Origin of the sequence: Enterocloster aldenensis (assembly GCF_003434055.1) — a bacterium.
Lineage (GTDB): Bacteria > Bacillota > Clostridia > Lachnospirales > Lachnospiraceae > Enterocloster > Enterocloster aldenensis.
This window is the reverse complement of record NZ_QVEX01000004.1, coordinates 217,297-236,479: the sequence shown is the minus strand read 5'-3', so window position 1 is coordinate 236,479 and position 19,183 is coordinate 217,297. Positions and strand designations below refer to the sequence as shown.

Here is a 19,183-nt window from a genome sequence, read left to right as displayed (position 1 = left end):
TCTCCCTGAACCATACAGAGGAACTCCCAGCCATTCCATTCACGGATTTACACAAAATCCTGACGCATGGGGTTAAAGATATCCAGGAGGATACCCGCCTCAAGACATACGCAGCCGTGTTCCACCCCATTCAGCTTAAGCATGGTGTCGCCGGCCTTTACAATCTTTTTCTCACCTTCAATATCAAACTCAAATTCACCGCTTACAACGTATGTAATCTGGGTGTGGGGATGATGGTGGAGGCTGCCCACCGCACCTTTCTCAAATGTATTCTCCACGCACATCAGATCCTTACTGTACGCCAGTACCCTTCTCACAACTCCCTGTCCTGCCTGGACAGCTTCTGCATTTTCATGAAATACCCATCTCTCATCTAACATATCCTTGTGCTCCGTTTCCGTGATTTCACTTTCATGATTCCGTTTCCGTGATTTCACTTCCGTGATTCCGTTTCCGTGATTTCACTTCCGTGATTTCACTTCCATGATTTCACTTCCATGATTTCACTTCCATGATTCCGTTTCCATGATCCAGTTCATTATAACACAGGATTTTTTGCCTGTACAGACAGACTCTCTCCTTCCCCCGGCACCCGTAAAAACAGAAGGCGGATCCGCGATATACCGAATCCGCCCTCTGTTCCTGTATCCTATCTGCCCGGCCCCGATGCCCTGGCCAAAATAAACCATCTAACACAACTTAGCATTCTGAAAATCCAACGCTGTTTAAGAACCTCCCAAAGGCCTCGCGTCCCTCTGCATCGCACTTGTAGACGCCTGCGTCCTCCAGCACCCTGGCAAACACATGGCCCACTTCCTCCTGAAGGATGGACTCCACATTACCCGCGGTTACAGCAATGCCTTTTTCCTTATATTTTGGAAGGAACCCATCGACCCAGTCCGCATGCTTTTCCAGGGTTTCATTGCTACGGATGTCCTTTCCTTCTATTATATAGGTTCCCAGTTCAGCCAGTTCCGTCTTCAGCCTGGATGGAAGTACCGCCAGACCCATGACCTCAATCAGGCCGATATTTTCCTTCTTGATATGGTGCAGTTCCTGATGGGGATGGTACACGCCCAGGGGGAATTCCTCCGTGGTGATATTATTGCGCAGCACCAGGTCCAGTTCATACATATCCCCCACCTTACGCGCAATGGGCGTTATGGTATTATGAGGTTCGCCGTCCGTTTCTGCAAATACAAACGCAGCTTCATCCGTATAGGCGCGCCATGCCCCCAGCACCACGTCCCCCAGCTCAATCAGACGGCCGGCATCCTTTGCCCTCAGTCTCAGCACGGACATGGGCCAGAACACGATTCCCGCCTCCACGTCCTCAAACCCTTTATATGTAAAATGCTTCTCCATGGCAGCCCTGGCCATGGCAAAGGTATAATGCCCTCCCTGGAAATGATCATGGCTCAGGATGGAACCGCCCACAATGGGAAGGTCTGCATTGGATCCCAGGAAATAGTGTGGGAACTGCTTAATGAAGTCAAACAGCTTCCTGAAGGCCGCCTTATCTATCTTCATGGGAATATGCCGGCCATTAAACACGATGCAGTGTTCATTGTAATATACATACGGAGAATACTGGAACCCCCACTGGCTGTCATTAATCGTAACCGGTATGATCCTGTGGTTATTCCTGGCCGGATGATCGGCGCGGCCCGCATACCCCACATTCTCCATACAGAGCTGGCACTTGGGATAACCGCTCTGCTTGGCAAGCTTGGCAGCCGCAATGGCCTTGGGGTCTTTCTCGGGCTTGGACAGGTTTACGGTGATGTCCAGGGTGCCGTACCGTGTATCGGTGGTCCACTTCATATCCTTGACAATCCGGTAGCGGCGTATATAATCCGAATCCTGGCTCAGCTTATAATACCAGTCCGTGGCTTTTTCCGGGGAAACCTTATAAAGCTCCCAAAAATCCCGCTCCACTTCACTTGGTCTTGGCATCAGGCAGTTCATCAGCTTTGTATCAAATAAATCCCTGTATACGACACTGTCTTCCTTCAGGGCCCCTGTTTCATGGGCATGGTCCAAAAGTACCTTTAAGATTGCCTCCAGGTCCCCCTCGAAACCTTCCCCTTCCGGCTCCTGGTATTCATCCATCCCCATTACGTCCAGAATCTGGTTCCTGGCATAAATAGCATCCACCTCAGTAATAAGGCCCGTATTAAGGCCATACCGAACAAGTCCTTTGATTGCTTCATAAACCATATCAGCGCCCTCCATTTTTTCATTATTAATAATTATATCCTGCCCCTGCTGACATGACAATGGCATTTTTTTAGGAATTATATCAAATTTCTCGAAAAACCCGGCTGATGCGCTGAACCACCATCCCGCCCAGCAGGCCAATCAAGGCTCCGGCCACGGTTCCGGCCGCCAGAAGCACGGGAAGATACGCGAACACACCAAAGGTGTTGACCACAAACGCTGCCATCAAAAACTGCCCGATGTTGTGGGCCACCCCACCCAGTATACTGACCCCCACCATGCCGAACAGACGGAACTTCTTACATACCCCCATGACAGTCAGGCTTAAGCCTGCTCCTGCCAGGCTGAACAGGATGGCCGATGCAGGGCCGAATGTGAAACCAGAAAAAAAGATACGGACCAGGTTAATGACAATTGCCTCCCTTACCCCCATACAGTAAAGTGCAATCATGGTAACCAGGTTAGCCAGCCCCAGTTTTACCCCAGGCGCCCCCAGATAAACCGGTATCAGGGACTCCACATATCCTAACACAACAGCCAGGGCCGTCAGAAGCCCGAACAGCGCTGTCTTCCTGGTGGATATACGCTGCCAGCCTGCTGTCTTTTTATTATTAATCACAACCATATGACACCTCTGCCTGTCCGGCATTGCAATGCACTGCCGGCTGATTTTGAAACGTATGTTTTAACTCAGTATATCACATATTCCCGGATGATTCCAAAGGATTTATCAGGCAGTTCCAGACAGTTCTCCCTGTCCCCTCCCTCAAATCCCGAATATGAGGCTCAAACCATGGAAATCCTCACCATGTCATAGAAATCCCCATCATGTCATGGAAATCCTCACCATGTATGTTTTCAAAGCCTTTCAGACAAACCATGCTGGTTTAATCTTACAGTGAAAATTTATTGTATAACCACTCTTATTGTGATAAAATAAACAATGTGCCGGGATACGTTCCTGAGGGCACATTACTACTAATTCCTGAGGAGTGATACAATGAGCAGAAAAACAATGACTTCTTCCACAAGAAGCGCCATCGGCATTGCTGTCATGGCAGTGATGTCCATCGGCATCATAGCATTCTCAAACCCTTTGTACCACGCATTAAAAGGGCCCATCACCACCAACCAGCCCGAGATTCCCCTGGCTGACGGCACCTACATCCATGAAGCGCCTGAGCCTGATTCCAACGGATTCAGGGATTCCACCCGCATCACCGTATCAAACGGGATCATCGTATCCTGCGTATGGGATTCCTATGACGCCGAAGGCAACGGCAAACAGAAGCTGAGCATGGACGGGCATTATGTGATGACGGAAAACGGTCCCACCTGGAAAGCCCAGGCAGATGCAGTAGGCAGATACGTCATCGAGCACCAGAAGGTCAGCGGACTTGCCAACCAGGACGGTTATGCCACAGATGCCGTTTCTTCGGTAAGCATCAATGTCTATCCCTTTATCAACGGAGTGGAGGAATGCCTGAAACAGGCAGCTGAACAATGAAAATTTTAGGAAAACGCGATATGATACTGGCCGCTGCCATCCTTTTGATTGCGGCGGCCGTATTTGGATTTAACTATGTCTCACACAGGACGCCTGCCGCCACTGCCCAGATCAGCGTGGACGGCAAGGTGGTTGAAATCCTGGATTTAAGTAAGGATACGGAACTCACTGTCACCAGCCCAGGCGGAGGCACCAACCATCTCATTGTAAAAGACGGGGAAATCTGGTGCAGTGAAGCCAGCTGCCCTGACAAGGTCTGCGTGCACCAGGGCAAAAAGCACCTGAGCAGCGATACCATTGTATGCCTTCCCAACAAGATGGTCGTGACCATTACAGGAAAAGAATAAAACGCTGCGGGATCATCAACGCACATATCAGAAATCCATATTCCCATCTTTTTTGGCACGTTCCTTCAGTTCCTTGCGCTGGGTATCTGTTAATTTGCTGTTTACGCATCCAGTGCAAATTCATTCTTAATGGAATCCGGCAGCATGCTTACGGTAATGAAAAAGAACTCTGCCCTGCCGTCCTGGTCACCCCTGGGTCATCTGCAAAGGAAGCGGTCTTATAGCAGACAATACAGCCCTCCTGGCTGCCTGGTATAAATCCTCCGGCTTCAGAACTTCCTGGATGTCCCCACTCCTGCCAGCGCCGTCTTGATTGCCTCAAAGTCCATTCCGCCCACAGAGTCAATGGTTGCAACCACTGCACCTTCCACCAGGGGGCAATCCACCATCTCCACCTTTTTTCCTTCAAAGGTTTCTATGACCATCTCCGTGGTCATCACCGCACTTCCCATATCCATCAGCACCAGTACGCCGTCATCGGAATACACCGATTCGATGGCTGCCTGTATTTTCTCAAAACTGGTCCCAAACCCTCCGTCATCCATGCCGCCCGCAGCCGCTATCCTTGCGCTGGGCGCCATGATGGCTGTCAGTTCAACCACACTTTTAGCCAGATTCCCGCTATGGGAAACAATCACAAATCCTACCATACCTTATCCTTGCTCCTCTCCATCTTCCTATGATATTCCAAACACGCCCCGGCCGTCTTATGGGTCTTATGGTTTCTGTCACATAAGTCCGGCCACAACCTCCAGCATATAGGAATAGGAAGTTGCTCCCGGATCCTGATGGCCCAGGCCACGCTCGCCCACATAGCTGGCACGCCCTTTGGTAGCCACCAGGTCCTTGGTATGCCCGGCCCCGGCCCATGCGGCCTGAACCCCTGCATCCAGCACTTCTTTTGTGGTCTTTCCCTCTGCCGCAGCTTCCTCCATGGCCTTCAGCGACGGAACCATGGCATCCAGCATAGTGGCTTCCTCCACTGTTGCCTTGCCCCTCTGCTCCACTGCCTCCACCGCAGTCTTCATCATGGACAGGAAATCATCCATATCCATCTCTTCCTTCCCAGCCATGGCCATCCCCGCCTTCATATATGCGGAGCCGTACAACGGCCCGGAAGCGCCGCCCACCGTGGATACAAGAGTCATGCCGACTGTCTTTAAAATGGTCCCGATATCCTTGCCTTCCAGACCAGGAAGCTTTCCTTCCACTGCCCCGAACCCTCTTGCCATGTTAATGCCATGGTCGCTGTCCCCGATTGGCTGGTCAAGTTCCGTAAGATACTCTTTCTTTTCCTCCATTTTAGCGCCAATTGCCTTGATGATTTCCAATACTTTTTTACTGTCTGCCATGGTGACCACCTTTCTGAGAATTTCTCACATCATAATCATTATAAAATCCCCGCCCGGTACAGGCGGGGAAATAATCCGTTCAACCGGTCCCTATCGAAGAGCCGGCGTATCTGCCGGAGCATCCAAAAGCCTCTTGAGCTCCTCATCCAGACGCAGCAGGGAAATGGAGAAGCCCTGCATCTCAATGGATGTCATGTACTCTCCCACCATTGTCTTGTAAACCTTGATTCCCTTTTCAGCCAGCACATCCGACACATGGTTATTGATGATGAACAGCTCCATGAGAGGCGTTGCGCCCGCGCCATTAATCATAACAGCAACCTCAGAACCATTATAATCAATATCCCCCAGGATCTGCTCCAGAAGCATATCCGTTATCTCATCCGCTGTCTTCATGGATTCCCTGTGTGTCCCCGGCTCCCCATGGATGCCGATTCCCACTTCCATCTCATCGTCTGACAGTTCAAACCCCGGCTTTCCAGCCGCGGGAACCATACACGGCTCTATGGCAGCGCCCATGGTCCTCACATTATCAATGACCTTCTGGGCAACGGCCTGCACCTCATCCAGGGTTCCGCCTTCCTCTGCCAGCGCGCCCGCGATCTTATGTACGAAAATGGTTCCGGCCACGCCCCTGCGCCCCACGGTATAAAGACTGTCCTTAACCGCTACATCATCGTTGGTCACCACGTGTCTGACCGTGATTCCCTCCATCTCGGCCATCTCAGCAGCCATCTCAAAATTCATCACGTCGCCCGTGTAGTTCTTGACAACCATAAGCACGCCTGCGTCCGTTGCAACCGCCTTGATGCCCTCATAAATCTGGTCCGGGGTCGGGGAGGTAAACACTGCTCCTGCCACTGCCGCATCCAGCATTCCGGTTCCCACGAATCCGCCGTGGGCAGGCTCATGTCCGCTGCCGCCGCCGCTGATCAGGGCAACCTTGCCCTCCTTCTTATGCGCGCGCACCACAACGTTGCCGCAGTCCAGCTTTCTCAGATACTGCGGATAAGCCTTGACCATACCTTGAATCATCTGTTCCTCTACCAGCGCTACATCGTTGATAAATTTCTTCATATTGCGAACCCCCTTATATTATTATGATAGATTTCCAATGACGGCCTGCAGGGTCCGTCTCAAAAAGGACCGTCTGCAGCCTCTTATAATACCGCACAAAGCAGGGACTCCCTCCGGGAGTCTCTGCTTTGTGTCCCCTGCTACTCGCCTAAACAGTTCATGTCGTTGAGGCCGCAGGTCTTGTCCTCTTCTTCCGCCACACAGTTCATGTCATTGAGGCCGCAGGTCTTATCCTCTTCTTCCGCCACGCAGTTCATATCATTAAGACCGCAGGTTTTATCCTCTTCTTCCGTGATTCCGTTCATGTTGTTGATGTCCAGCTGCTTTTTCTCCATGTAAAGTCCTCCTTTACCTGAGGCCGGTTTCATACGGCCCGTCTGTTAGTTGCCGCCCTGCTTCATGAACCACAGGAAGCCGGCCGCTGTCCGGCGGACGCCGAAAGCTCCATTCCTGCCGCTTTCAGATTCCATCCGGACAGCTGCCGACTATCTGCTGCTTTCCGCGAAGTTTTTCCTATCGCAGACGTTCCACTCCTTCCCGCTAAGGTTCCCTGCCGCGGACGTTCCACTCATGCATTCCTGGTTGCTACAATGTCCACTCCCGTATCAGCCACATTGGCAACAATCACATCGCCAATATGCACAGGTGCCTTTACGGTCACGCCCTTTAAGGCCTTGACACACTGGAAAATCTTTCCCTTGGGTATACTGTCCTTTGTCTTGACGGAAACCCTTCCCACCTTGCCGCCTTCCACCATGACGGTGGATGTGACAATCCTGGTGGGGTTGGTAACCTCGTTCCTGGCATATACCTCCCCCCTCTTGCAGGTCTGGCCTGTGATGCTTAAGATTTCCCCGTCCTCCAGTTGAACGGTCAGAGGACATCCCATTGGACAACCGATACAGATAAGTTCCCTCTTTTCCATGGTTTATGCCTCCTCTACCTTTATTGTAATGGTCTTAAGTTCCGGATGCAATAGTAATTTATCTTTTTCCAGCTTAATCTCCTCCATCTCACCGGGAGCCATTACCGGACGTTTCCTATGCATCACCCGTTCATCATCAAAGTATACTCCGATATAACAGTTCTTGTAGACATTCCCCACACGGAACCGGACAATCTGGGTATCCTCCATCTGCTCCGGATGGACCGTGCACGGAACCGTATAGCGGACTCCGTCCACTGCCTTCAGGACGATTTCCTGTCCGCCCCTGGCCCGTTCCCCATCCATCACATATTTGGCCGCATTCTTTCCGGCTGCCGCGGCTTCCTCGGACACAAAGTCCACCAGGTCATGCACGTGAAGTACATTGCCGCAGGCAAATACGCCTTCAATGTTGGTTTCCAGGCTTTCATTGACAACCGGGCCGGATGTGACGCGGTTCATCTCCACGCCCATGGAGCCGGACAGTTCATTCTCAGGAATCAGGCCCACGGACAGAAGCAGGGTGTCGCAGGTATAATCCTCCTCGGTTCCTGGAATGGGTTTTCCTTTTTCATCCACAGCCGCCAAGGTGATTCCCGTAAGCCGTTCCTTGCCCCGGATATCCACCACGGTATGGCTCAGCTTCAGGGGGATGTCATAGTCATTCAGGCACTGCACGATGTTACGCTTCAGGCCTCCGGAATAAGGCATCAGCTCAGCCACCACCTTGACCTTGGCGCCTTCCAGGGTCATACGCCTTGCCATGATAAGGCCGATGTCGCCGGACCCCAGGATCACCACTTCCCGCCCGGGCATGAAGCCTTCCATGTTCACCAGACGCTGCGCCGTACCCGCGGAGAATATACCGGCCGGACGGTAACCCGGAATGTTCAGCGCGCCTCTGGAGCGCTCCCTGCAGCCCATTGCCAGGATTACGGCCTTGGCCTGGATTTCAAACAGGCCCTCCTCCCGGTTCATGGCTGTCACCACCTTATCATGGCTGATATCCATGACCATGGTGTTTAATTTGTACTCAATGCCCCGCCGGAACACCTGTTCCTCATAGCGGGCCGCGTATTCCGGCCCTGTAAGCTCTTCCTTAAATGTGTGGAGACCGAAACCATTGTGGATGCACTGGTTTAAGATTCCTCCCAGTTCCCTGTCGCGTTCCAGTATCAGGATGCTTTCAATCCCATTGTCCCTGGCCGACACAGCTGCAGCAAGACCCGCTGGACCGCCGCCGATTATGACGATATCATATTCTTTCATCTTAAGCGCTCCTTTCTATATCCTATCCTTGTTGGTTCCCACTACAAGCTTCGAGTCCCCGCCCGACTTGGTTATCTCCGTCATGGGGAGCCCCAGTTCCCGGTGAAGCAGTTCCATGGACCTTGGCGTGCAGAACCCGGCCTGGCACCGTCCCATTCCCGCCCTGGTCCTGCGCTTGATGCCGTCCAGTGAGCGGGCGCCAAGGGGCCGGTGGATCGCATCCAGGATTTCCCCTTCCGTCACCATCTCACACCGGCAGATGATGTTGCCGTAAGCCGGTTTTTCCTGAATCAGCTTTGCCCGCTCTTCCTTTGTAAGGGTGTCCGGATCCAGGATGCCTTTTCTGGTTCCCACAAAATCAGGATTGGGCTCAAGCCCCATCTTGTCTTTCAGTATGCCTGCCACCATCCTGCCGATAGCCGGGCAGCTGGTAAGGCCAGGCGATTCGATACCGGCACAGTCCACGAATCCAGGCGCGTCTTCAAGTTCCTCAATGATGAATTCATGATGGTCCTCATGGGCCCTTAAGCCTGCAAATGAGGTAATTACCTGCCTCATGGGCAGGTTCTTCACATTCATCCCCGCCTTGTCAATCAGTTCGTCCAGGCCCTGCCTCGTGGTTGCCGTGGCTTCCCTGTCTTCAATATCTATGGCTGTGGGCCCTACTATCAGGTTGCCGTGGACCGTGGGAGATACCAGTACGCCCTTCCCATACTTTCCAGGCAGTGCAAAGATGGTACGGCTCACATGGTTTCCCGCGCTCTTATCCAGCAGACAGTAATCGCCCCGCCTTGGGGTGATGTGAATCTTTGTCTGGCTGACCATGTTGTGGAATGTGTCAGCATGGACGCCGGATGCATTAACCACATATCTGGTCTCATACACACCCTGGTTTGTGTTCAGGGCCCAGCCTCCTTCAATCTTCTCAATACTAAGGACTTCCGTATTAAACTTGAAGTCAATACCGTTTGTATATGCATTTTCAGCCAATGCAATGTTTAAGTTGAACGGACATACGATTCCTGCGGTCGGTGCATAGAGGACTCCCGCCACCTGGTCGGTCAGGTTAGGCTCCATTTCCCTGATTCTGGCCTTATCCGTGATGACTTCCATATCCTTCACCCCGTTTGCCACGCCTCTCTCATAAAGTGCCTGAAGGTCGGGCAGCTGCTCTTCGTCCAGGCATACCACAAAGGATCCGCACTGTTTAAAGGGGAAGTCCAGTTCCCTTGCAAGACCGGGCATCATCTGGTTGCCCTCCACATTCAGCTTTGCCATCAGGGAGCCTTCTGCCGCGTCATATCCGGCATGGACAATTGCGCTGTTGGCCTTGGAAGTCCCGCAGCACACATCCTCCTCCCTTTCCAGCACACAGGCATTTACCTTATATCTGGACAGCTCCCTTGCAGATGCAGAGCCTGCAACTCCGGCTCCGATTATTATTACGTCATACATTTTCCTCGTTCCCTTCCTTCGACTGCCTCATAAAAAGCGGAGCAAACAAGGTATGTTTCCATACCCATTTGCTCCGCTCCACTCTCACGCAATCAATATGTAATTATTTAAAACTGATTCATGCCCACGGAATTGCCTGGTACAGTAATGCCGCAACCACTGCTCCCACAACCGGCCCGATGATGACAACCGGAGCATACCCCCAGTTGGAACCGCCTTTGCCCTTAATCGGAAGCACTGCATGTGCAATACGGGGTCCAAGGTCACGTGCCGGGTTGATGGCATAACCGGTCAGTCCGCCAAGGGACATGCCGATGGATACGATAATCCCGAATACCAGCAGTTTATCAACGCCTGCGGGAATACCTGCTACCTGGCCAATACCCTTTATGGCAAATACAAGTACGAATGTGCCGATTGCTTCACTTAAGATGTTGCGTCCCATATTCGGGACAGATGGTCCTGTTGAGAAAACACCCAGCTTGGTTGCAGCTGACTCCGTTGCGTCAAACTGATCCTTGAACAGCAGGTAAACCAGGACCGCGCCCACGAAAGCGCCTGCGAACTGTGCCACTATGTATCCGGGAACCAGTCCCCATGCCAGGCTGCCGTCCACTGCCAGGGCAATGGTCAGGGCCGGGTTAAAATGCGCGCCGGACGCAGCGCCGAAGATGAAGGCGGGCAGCATGACCGCAAGGCCCCATGCAAAGGTAATCTGGATGGAACCGGCGCCCTTCATACCGGATTTGTTCAGCGTAACGTTAGCCACAACACCGTCACCTAAAAGTATCAGTATCATTGTTCCTAAAAACTCCGCAATATATGGCAACATATAGAAACCCCCTTGTCTAATTTGTCATCAACAGTTCCATACCCCGTACGATTAATCTTCTTTTGCCCATCCATAGGAACATTTTACTGCCTTGTTCCAGCCGGTTACCATCTCTGTCCTCTTGTCTTCAGAGATTTCAGGTGTGAATGTCCGGTCAATTGCCCAGTTCTTAAGCACCTCTTCCTTATTGGCCCAATATCCCACTGCCAGGCCGGCCAGGTATGCAGCGCCCATTGCCGTTGTCTCCACGCACTGCGGACGGTTGACAGGAGCATTGATGATGTCGGCCTGTGTCTGCATCAGATAATTGTTGGCGCTTGCGCCGCCGTCCACCTTAAGGGCCGCCAGTTCGATGCCTGAATCAGCCTTCATGGCCTGCAGCACGTCATTTACCTGATAGCACAGGGAATCCAGGGTTGCGCGGATAATGTGGTACTTATTCACGCCGCGGGTGATGCCTACAATGGTTCCCCTTGCGTACTGATCCCAGTGAGGGGCTCCCAGTCCTGTAAATGCAGGAACCACATAACAGCCGTTGGTGTCCTTAACCTTCTTAGCCATGTACTCGGAATCCGGTGAGGAATCAATAATCCTCATCTCATCCCGGAGCCACTGGATGGCCGCGCCCGCAACAAAGATGGAACCTTCAAGGGCATAGTTGACCTTGCCGTCAAGCCCCCATGCAATGGTGGTAACCAGGCCGTTGCTGGAGAACACCGGTTTCTCGCCCGTATTCATCAGCATGAAGCAGCCGGTTCCGTATGTATTCTTTGCTTCGCCGGCATTGAAGCAGGTCTGGCCGAACAATGCGGACTGCTGGTCGCCTGCCGCGCCGCCAATGGGGATTTCCCCGCCAAAGAAGGAGGAATCGGACTGGCCATATACACAGCTGGACGGTTTTGCTTCCGGAAGCATACACTTTGGAATATTCAGTTCTGCCAGGATTTCGTCATCCCATTCCAGTGTATTGATGTTAAACAGCATGGTACGGGAAGCATTGGAATAATCGGTTACATGGACCCTGCCTTTGGTCAGCTTCCAGATCAGCCATGTCTCCACGGTGCCGAACAGCAGCTCTCCTTTTTCCGCGCGTTCCCGCACGCCTTCTACGTTATCCAAAATCCATTTTAATTTGGTTCCTGAGAAATATGCGTCAATCACAAGTCCTGTCTTGGCACGGAAGGTGTCAACCAGCCCCTTATCCTTCAGGCTGTCACAGTACTCAGATGTCCTGCGGCACTGCCACACGATTGCGTGGTATACAGGCTCGCCCGTCTCTTTATCCCATACAATGGTGGTCTCACGCTGGTTCGTGATGCCGATAGCAGCAATGTCCTCTGCCGTCGCCCCAATCTTCGACATGGCCTCTACTGCTACGCCCAGCTGTGTGGACCAGATTTCATTGGCATCATGCTCTACCCAGCCTGGCTTCGGGAAATACTGTGTGAATTCTTTCTGGGCAACGCTGCACATTTCACCTTTCTCGTTAAAAAGGATACACCTGTTGCTTGTTGTTCCTGAATCCAGTGCCATTACATACTTTGCCATAAAAACCCTCCTTTTCTTTCCGCGATGTTTCCTATCGCGGAAGCTCCTAACTTGTTGTTGTGATACACTCCATTTCCTTCCACGGCGTTTTCTGCCACGGAGATTCCTTATGTACCATTTATACTAAAACTGTCTTCCATTCCCCGTGGAATCCAGTTCAGTTCCGCTTTAATATCCTTTGTGTCACATGAGCCATACTTTTGGGTTGGTTGTTGAAACGGATATGGCCCCGGCTGACAATGCAGCCATCACATCCTCCTTGTCTGATATAAGTCCCCCTGCAATGACCGGTACCCGGACCAGTCTGCACACCCTGCGGATTACCTTTGGCATAAGCCCCGGCAGGATTTCTATGATGTCAGGTCTGGCCACGGCCATCTGATGTTCAATGTTCTCAAATGCCATGGAATCCAGCACGAATACCCTGAGTGTCGTATAAAGGGACAGCTCCCTGGCCCGCTTGATCAGCGCGGGTTTCGTGGAAATGATGCCGTCCGCCAATGTATTGTTCTTTATGAAGTCAACTGCCACTTCCTTGCCGCTGAGTCCTGTTATCAGGTCAACGTGTACCATTGCCACTTTATCTGCCTGCTTGATCTGGCTGACAATCGTGCCGATGTTGCATATGTCCCCGAATAGAATGAATACCACCTTGATTTCTTCCCTGGCACAGCAGGCATTCAGTCCGTCTATGTCCTTAACAGCCGCTATGACCGGGTTTGATTCAATCAGGTCGTAAAACTTCTGGTCCATTGGAATCCCCTCCCTCTCAAACAAAAACAAAAAAGAGCATAGCGTTAAACCAACATTTCTGTCGTTCTACTATGCTCTCATCATCTCAGCACCATTATTTGTCTAAAACCAATATAGCATAATGCACATAGATTTGCAACACATTATATTTATTTCTTAAAATTCTTACAGTTTTTTATCAATAACAGGTCTGACTTTTGTAAATATTTCACGAATTTTTTGCTTTATTTTCCATTTTTTAGTTATTATTTTAACAAAGTGACGATTTCCTCAATTTCCTTGCCGCCCATGTGGATTTCGCTGTCATTAAAGATCATCATGGGTATCCTCTTGATATCATATTTTGCCACCAGGTCCTCATAAAGCGCCGCATCAATCATCTCAGCCTCAATGTTCGGATTGAGGATGGCAATACGCTGGCAGGCAGCCACCACAACCGGGCAGTGATGGCAGGCCAGGGAAACGCAGATCTTGATGTTGGTCTTCTTATCCAGCTTTTCAATCTTCTTCCTCAATCCCCTGGGCATCTCCTGTCCGGGGCCGGCAAGGTTATAGATTGCCAGCACAAAGGAATTAATCTCCTTGCCGCCCGGCACTCCGTGAAACGATGCCCGGCCATACCGGCCGTCCCTGTAAAGCCCGGTCACGGGCAGCCACTGCGTATTAAGCTCAGGCACCTGCCCGGCCTCATCCGGCCCATAAAGCTCCAGGTCCAGTTTATCACTTAAGGCTGAAACCGCCCTTAAAAATGCCGCCTGCTCACAGTCCTTTTCCCTTGAAAGATCCACCACCGCCTTTATGGCCACCTGTCCTTCCATTTTACCGAAAATACCGGAAAGCTGTGTCTTCAGCCCCTGGTCAATCAGGCTGCTTTCCTCCGGAATCCTTGCAAGATCAATCGTAACAGCCACCTCCTTACAGCATTCCAACCAGATCCAGGCTGGGAGTCAATGTTTCCTCACCCGGTTTCCACCTGGCAGGACACACCTGGTCACCGTGTTCTTCCACAAACCGGGCTGCCTGGACCTTGCGCAGAAGCTCCTGCGCGTTCCTGCCAATACCCATGTCATGGATCTCGTACGCTTTAATCTTTCCTTCCGGGTTCACCACAAAAGTCCCCCTTAAGGCCTGGCCCTCTTCCTCCGCCAGCACGCCGAAGCTTCTTGCCAGCACGCCTGCGGGGTCGCCTAACATGGGATACCGGATCTTCTTGATGGTATCCGAAGCATCCGCCCATGCCTTGTGGACAAAATGAGTGTCCTCTGAGACAGAATAAATCTCGCAGCCAGCCTCTTTAAAGTCATCATAGAAGTCAGCCAGGTCCCCAAGTTCCGTAGGACATACAAAGGTGAAATCGGCAGGATAGAAGAAAAACACGGACCAATGTCCCAATGTGTCTTCCCTGGTAATCTCCCTGAACCTGCCTTGGTCATATGCCTGTACCTTAAAATCATCCACTGTCCTGTTAATCAGATTGCCCATACTTACGCTCCTTTCTGTATTGATTGCCAACGTTTTCAGAATTAATTCGATTGTAGCACAAGTAATCTGATATCACAACTATTTTCCTGGTCACGCCTGCCTTAGGGCGTGTCTGAAAATTGCTTTCCGTCAGCTGTGCGTCACACTTTGTGGGAGATTTGGCCCCGATGAAGGAGGCGTAGTGGGCTACGCTGACTGAATTGGGGCCGAATATGCCGCGAAGTGGGGCGTACTTTGCCCTAAGGGGTACCTATGGTGGATTCCTTAGGGCAGATGGCGGGAATGAATTTTCAGACAGGCCCTAGCGGACGCTTCATGGACCGGATGATTGTTTTCGTCTCCTGGTCCACCCGGAAGGATTCCGTAATCTTCTGCAGCGCTTTGTTGTAGGTCCAGTCATCCAGATGATTGTGTTCCAGATAAGGCATTACCGCCCCAGGAAGCTTGATGAAGTATATGGACAGGGCCCAGGCCACGGCCATTTTCACATAATATCCGTCATGCCTGATTCCATCCATGCGCCTCAGCGCCGCTTTTACATGCCCCTCATCCGCAAAGTGGGAAAGCATCATGACAACGCCGAACCGGATTTCGTACTCCTGTGCCGACTCCAGGTAGGGCTGGATGAATTCCCATGCTTCCTGTCTGTATCGGCCGGCCATTTTCAGGGAGCCGCAGAAAATGTCGCATACGGCCCAGTTGTTGATGGCAGGTATGAATCCGGTAATATAGGGCGCTGCATCCTCCCATTTTTTGAAGCCTTTGCATATGCAGAGCCCCCAGAGGATCAGCTCATCGTAATAAACCCCGTCTTCCCCCTGTCCCTCTGCCTTCCAGGCAGCCGAGACCTGGCTTATGTATTCCTTCCAGTCCCCTTTCAGCAGTTCTTTTGCCAGGGTGCGCAGAACCGGGGTGCGTACCCCTACGATTCCCGTGATTCCAGGCAGGAGCCTGCTGTGGAACTCCCTGTATTCAGGGTCTGCTTCCGCCCTCAGCCGCTCCCTCATATGTTCACGTATGGTCATGTCCGGCATCATCCGCCCTCCCTTTCCCCATCGTGTACTCCCGGCGTCTCCCCGGCGCCTATCTTTGCAGCCGGGATTCCGTGAGTATACCATATATTTTCCTGGTTTTCATCCGCGGCCCCAAATCACGGCAGCAGGAATTCACCCAGCACATAATTGCTCACATCCATCCCCCACTCGGTCAGGGATAACCGGACCCCGTTTTTCTCCATGAGCCCGTTGGATATCAGATGGTCTATGACAGGACCGAACACGGTCTCCAGCTTGATGCCGAACATGGCAACAAAATCAATCTCAGATACCCCTTTGGTAAGGCGCAGTCCCAGAAACATGAATTCCTCCATCCTTGCTTCCCTGGACAGTTCCTGGAGGGGGCCGTGAAGCTGTTCAAGGGATTCCTCCGGTGTCCCGGCAAAATCCAGGCCCAGGTACATATCCATGTCACCGGTATTGCTGAACCTGCACCCGCCCAGATAGGAGGATGCGCCCAGTCCCAGTCCCAGATAGGGTACCTCTGTCCAGTAGCCGATGTTATGCCGGCACTCATGGCCAGGCTTTGCATAGTTGGAGATTTCGTAACGTCCGTATCCCTGTTCCCCAAGGAATGTCCTGGTCAGGTGATATATCCTGTTTTCCGTGTCCTCATCCGGAAGGGGCGGAAAAGACACGGTAGCAGCCTTGCCCTGCCCGTAACGGTCCCAGAACGGAGTCCCCTCCTCGATGATAAGGCTGTAGGCCGATATGTGCTCCGGTTTCAGCATGGTTACTTTTTTCAGGGTATTCTTAAAGGATTCCAGGGTCTGTCCCGGAATACTGCTCATCAGGTCTACGTTAATGTCAGGGAAGCCCACCATCCTGGCGCACTGGTAGCTTTTCAGGAATTCCTCAAAGGTGTGTATCCTTCCCAGGTCCCTAAGCTCCTGGTTGTCCGTGGACTGCAGGCCGATGCTCAGCCGGTTGATCCCTGCTTCCCGGTAAATATGGAGTTTGTTATGAAGCAGGGTTCCCGGGTTCACCTCAATGGTGATTTCCGCGTCCGTTGCCACGTCAAAATGATATTTGAGCGCGCGCATGATATCCGCTATCAGACATGGCTCCATGACAGAAGGAGTGCCTCCCCCTATGAATATGGATGTTACCTGGTATTCACGGCAAAAGGCGCCCTGCGCTTCTATCTCCCGTATCAGTTGTGCGCTATACGCCTCATGGACCGGTTCCGGCGCCCGAAAGGACAGGAAATCACAGTAAAAGCATTTCCTGGCGCAAAAGGGTATATGGACGTACAGCTCCATGGGCTTTTTATATCTGCTTGTCATAATATGGTATTCTCATCCGTTCTGTATGAAGGGCGGTTAAACGCCCTCCAAAAAATCGTCACGGCCTTTATTACGCTTGTTATAACACCTGCAATTCATGGGACGATTACTCTTCATCCAGCTTTAACACGCTCATAAATGCCTTTTGCGGTATCTCTACATTGCCAATCTGGCGCATGCGCTTCTTGCCTTCCTTCTGTTTCTCCAGAAGCTTCCTCTTACGGCTGATATCACCGCCGTAACACTTGGCAAGCACATCCTTGCGCACGGCTTTCACCGTTTCCCGGGCAATGATCTTGCCTCCGATGGCAGCCTGGATGGGAATCTCAAACAGGTGTCTGGGGATTTCCTCCTTAAGCCTTTCGCACATCCTCCTGCCCCGCTCATAAGCAGAATCCGCGTGGACTATGAAGGAAAGGGCGTCCACTTCCTCCCGGTTGACCAGGATGTCCAGTTTCACCAGGCTGGAACGCTCATATCCCTTTAATTCGTAATCAAAGGACGCATATCCCCTGGAACGGGACTTGAGGGCATCAAAGAAATCGTAAATAATTTCATTCAGGGGCAGTTCGTATTTTAACAGCGCCCTGGTTGTCTCAATGTATTCCATGCCAAGGTAATTGCCGCGGCGCTCCTGGCATAATGTCATGATTGGTCCTACAAATTCAGTGGTAACCATGATTTCTGCACTGACAATAGGCTCCTCCATATATTCAATCTCCGTTGGGTCCGGAAGGTTGGAAGGGTTGGTCAGCTCAATCATCTCACCCGTGGTCTTATAGACGCGGTACACGACCCCGGGTGCAGTGGTAACAAGGTCCAGGTTGTATTCACGCTCCAGACGCTCTTCAATTATCTCCAGGTGAAGCAGGCCCAGGAAACCGCAGCGGAATCCAAAGCCCAGGGCAAGGGAGGTCTCCGGTTCATAAAACAGGGAGGCATCATTGAGCTGGAGCTTCTCCAGCGCGTCCCGCAGGTCGTTGTATTTGGCACCGTCAGCCGGATAAAGGCCGCAGTACACCATGGGGGTTACCTTCTTATAGCCGGGCAGCGGGGAAGCGCAGGGGTTGTCCCGTCCTGTCACCGTATCGCCGACCCGGGTGTCCCTTACATTTTTAATGCTGGCCGTGATGTATCCTACCATGCCCGCGCTCAGTTCTTCACATGGTATGAACTGTCCTGCCCCAAAATACCCCACTTCCACCACGTCTTCCTCTGCCCCGGTTGCCATCATGCGGATGGGGGTGCCTTTTTTCACCGTCCCCTCCATGATACGGCAGAAAATGATGACCCCTTTATAGGAATCATAGGTAGAGTCGAAAATCAGGGCCTGGAGCGGCGCCTGGGGGTCCCCTGCAGGGGCCGGTATCTTATGGACAATGGCTTCCAGCACATCCTCTATATTGACGCCTGTCTTGGCAGATATATGGGGCGCGTCACTGGCATCCAGGCCAATCACATCCTCAATCTCCGCAGCCACCCTCTCAGGCTCCGCGCTTGGCAGGTCAATTTTATTAATGACAGGGAACACGTCCAGGTCATGGTCCAGGGCCAGGTATACATTGGCCAGTGTCTGTGCCTCTATGCCCTGGGACGCATCCACCACCAGCACCGCGCCGTCACAGGCCGCAAGGCTGCGGGACACCTCATAGTTAAAGTCTACGTGTCCGGGGGTGTCGATAAGGTTGAAAATATATTCATTTCCATCCTTTGCCTTATATACGGTGCGGACCGCCTGGGATTTGATGGTAATCCCACGCTCCCGCTCCAGATCCATATTGTCCAGTACCTGTTCCTGCATCTCCCTGCTGGTCAGCAGACCGGTTTTCTCAATAATACGGTCAGCCAGGGTGGACTTACCGTGATCGATATGTGCTATGATACAAAAATTTCTGATTTTACTTTGGTCAACGTGGGCCATATTGGTTCCTTTCTCACATTCAGGTTTCTTACAGTCTATCAGCCAGGCACTGCGGGGAAGGCCCCGCACACTGGTTTCGCTTAGTAGAATATACCATTTTTTGCTTCTAAGTGCAACTTTTTGTTTTGATAATGCCGCTGCAATATCTGCAAAG

At 51.9% G+C, this 19,183-nt stretch carries 21 protein-coding genes; 3 read left to right on the top strand and 18 right to left on the bottom strand.

Features of this window, described 5'->3' with window-relative positions; all coding sequences use genetic code 11:
* Nucleotides 1-47 precede the first annotated feature (47 nt).
* The 3 genes from DWX59_RS11175 to DWX59_RS11160 form a co-directional block, all read right to left on the bottom strand.
* A complete protein-coding gene (locus DWX59_RS11175) occupies nucleotides 48-380 on the bottom strand; it encodes a cupin domain-containing protein (protein WP_117559044.1) in 333 nt (110 codons plus the stop codon).
* Nucleotides 381-699: 319 nt separating this feature from the next.
* The gene (gene galT / locus DWX59_RS11165; protein ID WP_117559040.1) at nucleotides 700-2,220 is read right to left on the bottom strand and encodes a UDP-glucose--hexose-1-phosphate uridylyltransferase; all 1,521 of its coding nucleotides are present in this window, start codon (nucleotides 2,218-2,220) and stop codon (nucleotides 700-702) included.
* A gap of 82 nt (nucleotides 2,221-2,302) precedes the next feature.
* Nucleotides 2,303-2,845 (bottom strand): Gx transporter family protein, encoded by a 543-nt coding sequence (locus tag DWX59_RS11160; RefSeq protein ID WP_117559038.1) that lies wholly within the window; start codon nucleotides 2,843-2,845, stop codon nucleotides 2,303-2,305.
* A gap of 375 nt (nucleotides 2,846-3,220) precedes the next feature.
* Between DWX59_RS11160 and DWX59_RS11155 the strand changes: the two genes are divergently transcribed.
* Nucleotides 3,221-3,727, top strand: coding sequence for a hypothetical protein (locus DWX59_RS11155; RefSeq protein WP_117559036.1), 507 nt, complete (start codon nucleotides 3,221-3,223; stop codon nucleotides 3,725-3,727).
* A complete protein-coding gene (locus DWX59_RS11150) occupies nucleotides 3,724-4,074 on the top strand; it encodes a NusG domain II-containing protein (protein ID WP_117559034.1) in 351 nt (116 codons plus the stop codon). The genes DWX59_RS11155 and DWX59_RS11150 overlap by 4 nt, the downstream gene beginning before the upstream one ends.
* Before the next feature lie 269 nt (nucleotides 4,075-4,343).
* On the opposite strand, the gene dhaM is transcribed toward DWX59_RS11150, so the two are convergent.
* The 12 genes from dhaM to ahpC form a co-directional block, all read right to left on the bottom strand.
* The gene (dhaM, locus tag DWX59_RS11145; protein ID WP_117559032.1) at nucleotides 4,344-4,724 is read right to left on the bottom strand and encodes a dihydroxyacetone kinase phosphoryl donor subunit DhaM; all 381 of its coding nucleotides are present in this window, start codon (nucleotides 4,722-4,724) and stop codon (nucleotides 4,344-4,346) included.
* Between the two features lie 78 nt (nucleotides 4,725-4,802).
* A complete protein-coding gene (dhaL, locus tag DWX59_RS11140; RefSeq protein ID WP_117559030.1) occupies nucleotides 4,803-5,426 on the bottom strand; it encodes a dihydroxyacetone kinase subunit DhaL in 624 nt (207 codons plus the stop codon).
* 90 nt (nucleotides 5,427-5,516) lie between these two features.
* Entirely contained in the window at nucleotides 5,517-6,503 is a 987-nt protein-coding gene (gene dhaK / locus DWX59_RS11135; RefSeq protein ID WP_117559028.1) for a dihydroxyacetone kinase subunit DhaK, read from the bottom strand.
* A gap of 140 nt (nucleotides 6,504-6,643) precedes the next feature.
* The gene (locus DWX59_RS11130) at nucleotides 6,644-6,838 is read right to left on the bottom strand and encodes a hypothetical protein (protein WP_117559026.1); all 195 of its coding nucleotides are present in this window, start codon (nucleotides 6,836-6,838) and stop codon (nucleotides 6,644-6,646) included.
* A 233-nt stretch (nucleotides 6,839-7,071) separates the two neighbouring features.
* Complete coding sequence (locus DWX59_RS11125) at nucleotides 7,072-7,428, bottom strand: DUF1667 domain-containing protein (protein WP_008722744.1); 357 nt, start codon at nucleotides 7,426-7,428, stop codon at nucleotides 7,072-7,074.
* A 3-nt stretch (nucleotides 7,429-7,431) separates the two neighbouring features.
* Entirely contained in the window at nucleotides 7,432-8,697 is a 1,266-nt protein-coding gene (locus tag DWX59_RS11120) for an NAD(P)/FAD-dependent oxidoreductase (RefSeq protein WP_117559024.1), read from the bottom strand.
* Between the two features lie 15 nt (nucleotides 8,698-8,712).
* Nucleotides 8,713-10,152, bottom strand: coding sequence for an NAD(P)/FAD-dependent oxidoreductase (locus tag DWX59_RS11115; protein ID WP_117559022.1), 1,440 nt, complete (start codon nucleotides 10,150-10,152; stop codon nucleotides 8,713-8,715).
* A 118-nt stretch (nucleotides 10,153-10,270) separates the two neighbouring features.
* Entirely contained in the window at nucleotides 10,271-10,984 is a 714-nt protein-coding gene (locus DWX59_RS11110; protein WP_117559020.1) for an MIP/aquaporin family protein, read from the bottom strand.
* Nucleotides 10,985-11,035: 51 nt separating this feature from the next.
* Complete coding sequence (gene glpK / locus DWX59_RS11105; protein ID WP_117559017.1) at nucleotides 11,036-12,532, bottom strand: glycerol kinase GlpK; 1,497 nt, start codon at nucleotides 12,530-12,532, stop codon at nucleotides 11,036-11,038.
* Nucleotides 12,533-12,715: 183 nt separating this feature from the next.
* Complete coding sequence (locus DWX59_RS11100; RefSeq protein WP_117559015.1) at nucleotides 12,716-13,285, bottom strand: glycerol-3-phosphate responsive antiterminator; 570 nt, start codon at nucleotides 13,283-13,285, stop codon at nucleotides 12,716-12,718.
* A gap of 245 nt (nucleotides 13,286-13,530) precedes the next feature.
* On the bottom strand, nucleotides 13,531-14,196 hold the full coding sequence (locus tag DWX59_RS11095; protein WP_117559302.1) for a thioredoxin family protein: 666 nt from the start codon (nucleotides 14,194-14,196) through the stop codon (nucleotides 13,531-13,533).
* A gap of 4 nt (nucleotides 14,197-14,200) precedes the next feature.
* On the bottom strand, nucleotides 14,201-14,767 hold the full coding sequence (gene ahpC, locus DWX59_RS11090) for an alkyl hydroperoxide reductase subunit C (protein WP_117559013.1): 567 nt from the start codon (nucleotides 14,765-14,767) through the stop codon (nucleotides 14,201-14,203).
* A 112-nt stretch (nucleotides 14,768-14,879) separates the two neighbouring features.
* On the opposite strand from ahpC, the gene DWX59_RS30275 reads away from it, so the two are divergent.
* A complete protein-coding gene (locus DWX59_RS30275) occupies nucleotides 14,880-14,966 on the top strand; it encodes a DUF6783 domain-containing protein (RefSeq protein WP_369910533.1) in 87 nt (28 codons plus the stop codon).
* A gap of 91 nt (nucleotides 14,967-15,057) precedes the next feature.
* Here the strand turns inward: DWX59_RS30275 and DWX59_RS11085 are convergent, their stop codons facing one another.
* The 3 genes from DWX59_RS11085 to lepA form a co-directional block, all read right to left on the bottom strand.
* Nucleotides 15,058-15,804: a DNA alkylation repair protein gene (locus DWX59_RS11085; RefSeq protein ID WP_117559011.1), complete on the bottom strand. Its 747-nt coding sequence runs from the start codon at nucleotides 15,802-15,804 to the stop codon at nucleotides 15,058-15,060.
* 113 nt (nucleotides 15,805-15,917) lie between these two features.
* Complete coding sequence (gene hemW, locus DWX59_RS11080) at nucleotides 15,918-17,108, bottom strand: radical SAM family heme chaperone HemW (RefSeq protein ID WP_117559009.1); 1,191 nt, start codon at nucleotides 17,106-17,108, stop codon at nucleotides 15,918-15,920.
* A gap of 106 nt (nucleotides 17,109-17,214) precedes the next feature.
* A complete protein-coding gene (gene lepA / locus DWX59_RS11075; RefSeq protein ID WP_117559300.1) occupies nucleotides 17,215-19,029 on the bottom strand; it encodes a translation elongation factor 4 in 1,815 nt (604 codons plus the stop codon).
* Between the last annotated feature and the right edge of the window lie 154 nt (nucleotides 19,030-19,183).

What these genes read in the sequence shown, in the direction of transcription:
- ahpC (WP_117559013.1), bottom strand. Translation starts at nt 14,767, where the DNA reads ATGGGCAATCTGATTAACAGGACAGTGGATGATTTTAAGGTACAGGCA.
- galT (WP_117559040.1), bottom strand. Translation starts at nt 2,220, where the DNA reads ATGGTTTATGAAGCAATCAAAGGACTTGTTCGGTATGGCCTTAATACG.
- DWX59_RS11100 (WP_117559015.1), bottom strand. Translation starts at nt 13,285, where the DNA reads ATGGACCAGAAGTTTTACGACCTGATTGAATCAAACCCGGTCATAGCG.
- dhaL (WP_117559030.1), bottom strand. Translation starts at nt 5,426, where the DNA reads ATGGCAGACAGTAAAAAAGTATTGGAAATCATCAAGGCAATTGGCGCT.
- DWX59_RS11175 (WP_117559044.1), bottom strand. Translation starts at nt 380, where the DNA reads ATGTTAGATGAGAGATGGGTATTTCATGAAAATGCAGAAGCTGTCCAG.
- DWX59_RS11125 (WP_008722744.1), bottom strand. Translation starts at nt 7,428, where the DNA reads ATGGAAAAGAGGGAACTTATCTGTATCGGTTGTCCAATGGGATGTCCT.
- DWX59_RS11130 (WP_117559026.1), bottom strand. Translation starts at nt 6,838, where the DNA reads ATGGAGAAAAAGCAGCTGGACATCAACAACATGAACGGAATCACGGAA.
- lepA (WP_117559300.1), bottom strand. Translation starts at nt 19,029, where the DNA reads ATGGCCCACGTTGACCAAAGTAAAATCAGAAATTTTTGTATCATAGCA.
- DWX59_RS11120 (WP_117559024.1), bottom strand. Translation starts at nt 8,697, where the DNA reads ATGAAAGAATATGATATCGTCATAATCGGCGGCGGTCCAGCGGGTCTT.
- DWX59_RS11160 (WP_117559038.1), bottom strand. Translation starts at nt 2,845, where the DNA reads ATGGTTGTGATTAATAATAAAAAGACAGCAGGCTGGCAGCGTATATCC.
- dhaM (WP_117559032.1), bottom strand. Translation starts at nt 4,724, where the DNA reads ATGGTAGGATTTGTGATTGTTTCCCATAGCGGGAATCTGGCTAAAAGT.
- hemW (WP_117559009.1), bottom strand. Translation starts at nt 17,108, where the DNA reads ATGACAAGCAGATATAAAAAGCCCATGGAGCTGTACGTCCATATACCC.
- DWX59_RS11155 (WP_117559036.1), top strand. Translation starts at nt 3,221, where the DNA reads ATGAGCAGAAAAACAATGACTTCTTCCACAAGAAGCGCCATCGGCATT.
- glpK (WP_117559017.1), bottom strand. Translation starts at nt 12,532, where the DNA reads ATGGCAAAGTATGTAATGGCACTGGATTCAGGAACAACAAGCAACAGG.
- DWX59_RS11085 (WP_117559011.1), bottom strand. Translation starts at nt 15,804, where the DNA reads ATGATGCCGGACATGACCATACGTGAACATATGAGGGAGCGGCTGAGG.
- dhaK (WP_117559028.1), bottom strand. Translation starts at nt 6,503, where the DNA reads ATGAAGAAATTTATCAACGATGTAGCGCTGGTAGAGGAACAGATGATT.
- DWX59_RS11110 (WP_117559020.1), bottom strand. Translation starts at nt 10,984, where the DNA reads ATGTTGCCATATATTGCGGAGTTTTTAGGAACAATGATACTGATACTT.
- DWX59_RS11150 (WP_117559034.1), top strand. Translation starts at nt 3,724, where the DNA reads ATGAAAATTTTAGGAAAACGCGATATGATACTGGCCGCTGCCATCCTT.
- DWX59_RS11115 (WP_117559022.1), bottom strand. Translation starts at nt 10,152, where the DNA reads ATGTATGACGTAATAATAATCGGAGCCGGAGTTGCAGGCTCTGCATCT.